The sequence below is a fragment of the Pandoraea aquatica genome (assembly GCF_902459565.1).
In the GTDB taxonomy this organism is placed as follows: Bacteria; Pseudomonadota; Gammaproteobacteria; order Burkholderiales; family Burkholderiaceae; genus Pandoraea; species Pandoraea aquatica.
In genome coordinates, this window is record NZ_CABPSN010000015.1 from 1 (window position 1) to 5,320 (window position 5,320).

General features: G+C 51.7%; 2 tRNA genes and 2 rRNA genes. All 4 read right to left on the reverse strand.

The window, feature by feature from the left end:
• Positions 1–16: 16 nt before the first annotated feature.
• The 4 genes from PAQ31011_RS26215 to PAQ31011_RS26230 all read right to left on the reverse strand — a co-directional run bounded on the left by PAQ31011_RS26215 (position 17) and on the right by PAQ31011_RS26230 (position 5,000).
• Positions 17–2,894, reverse strand: a 23S ribosomal RNA gene (locus tag PAQ31011_RS26215).
• Between the two features lie 303 nt (positions 2,895–3,197).
• Positions 3,198–3,273 (reverse strand) — tRNA-Ala (locus PAQ31011_RS26220).
• A gap of 53 nt (positions 3,274–3,326) precedes the next feature.
• Positions 3,327–3,403 (reverse strand) — tRNA-Ile (locus PAQ31011_RS26225).
• 64 nt (positions 3,404–3,467) lie between these two features.
• Positions 3,468–5,000: ribosomal RNA gene (locus tag PAQ31011_RS26230) — 16S ribosomal RNA — on the reverse strand.
• Together the 16S and 23S rRNA genes with 2 tRNA genes alongside form the textbook arrangement of a ribosomal RNA operon.
• Positions 5,001–5,320 lie beyond the last annotated feature (320 nt).

Here is a 5,320-nt window from a genome sequence, read left to right on the forward strand (position 1 = left end):
AAAACACACTGGTTATAGGATCAAGCCTTACGGGCAATTAGTATCAGTTAGCTTAACGCATTACTGCGCTTCCACACCTGACCTATCAACGTCCTGGTCTTGAACGACCCTTCAAAGGAATCGAGTTCCTAGGGAAGTCTCATCTTAAGGCGAGTTTCCCGCTTAGATGCTTTCAGCGGTTATCTCTTCCGAACATAGCTACCCGGCGATGCCACTGGCGTGACAACCGGTACACCAGAGGTTCGTCCACTCCGGTCCTCTCGTACTAGGAGCAGCCCCCTTCAAACTTCCAACGCCCACGGCAGATAGGGACCAAACTGTCTCACGACGTTTTAAACCCAGCTCACGTACCTCTTTAAATGGCGAACAGCCATACCCTTGGGACCGGCTACAGCCCCAGGATGAGATGAGCCGACATCGAGGTGCCAAACACCGCCGTCGATATGAACTCTTGGGCGGTATCAGCCTGTTATCCCCAGAGTACCTTTTATCCGTTGAGCGATGGCCCTTCCATACAGAACCACCGGATCACTATGACCTGCTTTCGCACCTGCTCGACTTGTCAGTCTCGCAGTTAAGCACGCTTTTGCCATTGCACTATCAGCACGATTTCCGACCGTACCTAGCGTACCTTCGTACTCCTCCGTTACACTTTGGGAGGAGACCGCCCCAGTCAAACTGCCTACCATGCACTGTCCCCGATCCGGATTACGGACCTAGGTTAGAACCTCAAACAAGCCAGGGTGGTATTTCAAGGACGGCTCCACAGAAACTAGCGTTCCTGCTTCAAAGCCTCCCACCTATCCTACACAGACCGGTTCAAAGTCCAATGCAAAGCTACAGTAAAGGTTCATGGGGTCTTTCCGTCTAGCCGCGGGTAGATTGCATCATCACAAACACTTCAACTTCGCTGAGTCTCGGGAGGAGACAGTGTGGCCATCGTTACGCCATTCGTGCAGGTCGGAACTTACCCGACAAGGAATTTCGCTACCTTAGGACCGTTATAGTTACGGCCGCCGTTTACCGGGACTTCAATCAAGAGCTTGCACCCCATCATTTAATCTTCCGGCACCGGGCAGGCGTCACACCCTATACGTCCACTTTCGTGTTTGCAGAGTGCTGTGTTTTTATTAAACAGTCGCAGCCACCAGTTTATTGCAACCCCTTCACCCTTCTGGCGCAGGCCAGTTAAGCTACAAGGGCGTACCTTATCCCGAAGTTACGGTACCAATTTGCCGAGTTCCTTCTCCCGAGTTCTCTCAAGCGCCTTAGAATACTCATCTCGCCCACCTGTGTCGGTTTGCGGTACGGTCTCGTATGACTGAAGCTTAGAGGCTTTTCTTGGAACCACTTCCAATTGCTTCGCGAACAAGTTCGCTCGCCCCACAGCCTTGAATTACGCGCCCGGATTTGCCTAAGCGCCTTCTCCACTGCAGGGACCGGGACTTCCAACACCCGGACAACCTTCCGCGATCCGTCCCCCCATCGCATCATACGACGGTGCAGGAATATTAACCTGCTTCCCATCAGCTACGCATCTCTGCCTCGCCTTAGGGGCCGACTCACCCTACGCCGATGAACGTTGCGTAGGAAACCTTGGGCTTACGGCGAGGGGGCCTTTCACCCCCTTTATCGCTACTCATGTCAGCATTCGCACTTCTGATACCTCCAGCATCCTTTACAAGACACCTTCACAGGCTTACAGAACGCTCTCCTACCATGCGAGCAAGCTCGCATCCGCAGCTTCGGTATATTGCTTAGCCCCGTTACATCTTCCGCGCAGGACGACTCGATCAGTGAGCTATTACGCTTTCTTTAAAGGGTGGCTGCTTCTAAGCCAACCTCCTGACTGTTTTAGCCTTCCCACTTCGTTTCCCACTTAGCAATATTTAGGGACCTTAGCTGGCGGTCTGGGTTGTTTCCCTCTTGACACCGGACGTTAGCACCCGATGTCTGTCTCCCGTGATTGCACTCTTCGGTATTCGGAGTTTGCTATGGCGAGGTAATCCGCAATGGACCCCTCAACCATGACAGTGCTCTACCCCCGAAGGTGATACACGAGGCACTACCTAAATAGTTTTCGGAGAGAACCAGCTATTTCCAAGTTTGTTTAGCCTTTCACCCCTATCCACAGCTCATCCCCTAACTTTTCAACGTTAGTGGGTTCGGTCCTCCAGTACGTGTTACCGCACCTTCAACCTGGCCATGGATAGATCACTTGGTTTCGGGTCTACACCCAGCGACTGAACGCCCTATTCGGACTCGCTTTCGCTACGCCTTCCCTATTCGGTTAAGCTCGCCACTGAATGTAAGTCGCTGACCCATTATACAAAAGGTACGCCGTCACCCCTTACGAGGCTCCGACTGTTTGTATGCATGCGGTTTCAGGATCTATTTCACTCCCCTCCCGGGGTTCTTTTCGCCTTTCCCTCACGGTACTGGTTCACTATCGGTCGATTACGAGTATTTAGCCTTGGAGGATGGTCCCCCCATCTTCAGACAGGATTTCACGTGTCCCGCCCTACTTTTCTCAAGCTTAGTTCCACACCAGGGCTTTCTCATACGGGGCTATCACCCACTATGGCCGGACTTTCCATTCCGTTTTGATAACACCGGTGCTAAATCTTGAAGGCTGGTCCCATTTCGCTCGCCACTACTTTGGGAATCTCGGTTGATTTCTTTTCCTGCAGCTACTTAGATGTTTCAGTTCGCCGCGTTCGCTCCACTAGACCTATGTATTCAGTCTAGGGTGACCCAAAGGGCCGGGTTTCCCCATTCGGACATTTGTGGATCAAAGCTTATTTGCCAGCTCCCCACAACTTTTCGCAGGCTATCGCGTCCTTCATCGCCTGTAATCGCCAAGGCATCCACCACATGCACTTATTCGCTTGACCCTATAACGAGTGTGTCTTGCCGAAGCCAGACATTCGCTATAGGTTGAGTATTAGCGTTGTGCCGTATTCCAAGTCATCTTTCGATCACTTTTAATACATTTGATACAATCACAACCCGTACAATTTCCACGCGCCATCTCTAACGCGCTTCCGTTGTACTACTTCTTCTTCCAAATTGTTAAAGAACATAAACTGCATGACATTGCTGTCATTCAAAAGCATTCACTTAGCTTGTAATTCATCACGGGGATTTACTACAGACGTAAAGCGCTTTTGACTGACATCGATGTGATCTAAGGTTTTTGGTGGAGGATGACGGGATCGAACCGACGACCCCCTGCTTGCAAAGCAGGTGCTCTCCCAGCTGAGCTAATCCCCCAATCAAGCCGACTTACCACCACTCAAGTCTATCGAACAGTGGTTAAAAAGCTTTGGTGGGTCTAGATGGACTCGAACCATCGACCCCCGCCTTATCAAGACGGTGCTCTAACCAACTGAGCTATAGACCCGACTTAGATCTACGCAGTCAACAACCGATAAGCGTGAACACTCAACTTCCAGTGCATGCTCTAGAAAGGAGGTGATCCAGCCGCAGGTTCCCCTACGGCTACCTTGTTACGACTTCACCCCAGTCATGAATCCTGCCGTGGTAAGCGCCCTCCTTACGGTTAGGCTACCTACTTCTGGCAAAACCCACTCCCATGGTGTGACGGGCGGTGTGTACAAGACCCGGGAACGTATTCACCGCGACATGCTGATCCGCGATTACTAGCGATTCCAGCTTCACGCAGTCGAGTTGCAGACTGCGATCCGGACTACGATCGGTTTTCTGGGGTTAGCTCCACCTCGCGGTTTGGCAGCCCTCTGTACCGACCATTGTATGACGTGTGAAGCCCTACCCATAAGGGCCATGAGGACTTGACGTCATCCCCACCTTCCTCCGGTTTGTCACCGGCAGTCTCCTTAGAGTGCTCTTGCGTAGCAACTAAGGACAAGGGTTGCGCTCGTTGCGGGACTTAACCCAACATCTCACGACACGAGCTGACGACAGCCATGCAGCACCTGTGTTACGGTTCTCTTTCGAGCACATCCGCCTCTCAGCGGACTTCCGTACATGTCAAGGGTAGGTAAGGTTTTTCGCGTTGCATCGAATTAATCCACATCATCCACCGCTTGTGCGGGTCCCCGTCAATTCCTTTGAGTTTTAATCTTGCGACCGTACTCCCCAGGCGGTCAACTTCACGCGTTAGCTACGTTACTAAGGAAATGAATCCCCAACAACTAGTTGACATCGTTTAGGGCGTGGACTACCAGGGTATCTAATCCTGTTTGCTCCCCACGCTTTCGTGCATGAGCGTCAGTATTGGCCCAGGGGGCTGCCTTCGCCATCGGTATTCCTCCACATCTCTACGCATTTCACTGCTACACGTGGAATTCTACCCCCCTCTGCCATACTCTAGCCTTGCAGTCACGAATGCAGTTCCCAGGTTGAGCCCGGGGATTTCACATCCGTCTTACAAAACCGCCTGCGCACGCTTTACGCCCAGTAATTCCGATTAACGCTTGCACCCTACGTATTACCGCGGCTGCTGGCACGTAGTTAGCCGGTGCTTATTCTTCCGGTACCGTCATCCCCCCGAGGTATTAACCCAGAGGATTTCTTTCCGGACAAAAGTGCTTTACAACCCGAAGGCCTTCTTCACACACGCGGCATTGCTGGATCAGGCTTTCGCCCATTGTCCAAAATTCCCCACTGCTGCCTCCCGTAGGAGTCTGGGCCGTGTCTCAGTCCCAGTGTGGCTGGTCGTCCTCTCAGACCAGCTACAGATCGTCGCCTTGGTAAGCTTTTACCCCACCAACTAGCTAATCTGATATCGGCCGCTCTTGTAGCGCGAGGCCCGAAGGTCCCCCGCTTTCCTCCTCAGAGCGTATGCGGTATTAATCCGGCTTTCGCCGAGCTATCCCCCACTACAAGGTACGTTCCGATATATTACTCACCCGTTCGCCACTCGCCACCAGGTGCAAGCACCCGTGCTGCCGTTCGACTTGCATGTGTAAGGCATGCCGCCAGCGTTCAATCTGAGCCAGGATCAAACTCTTCAGTTTAAACCTGTTACTGTTTTCGGTTTTTCGTGATAAATCACTAGAACCGGTCGCTCTCAAAGTATGCTGACAAGTTAATTACTTAACTTACCTATTACTATGTGAGCCTCAATAAATTTAAAGCTTATCTGCCGAAGCAGACGCACTATTCATCGAGTGCCCACACTTATCGGTTGTTTAATTTTTAAAGATCAATCGCATCTGACTTCGCTTCGTCGCTTTATTACCGCGCCGTCGCTTCGTTTTCTGCGTCGCTGCATCAGCAGCAGAGAAGTGAGATTATGTCGCAGCTTCTCGTCGTCGTCAACAGTTTTTTTCGCTTT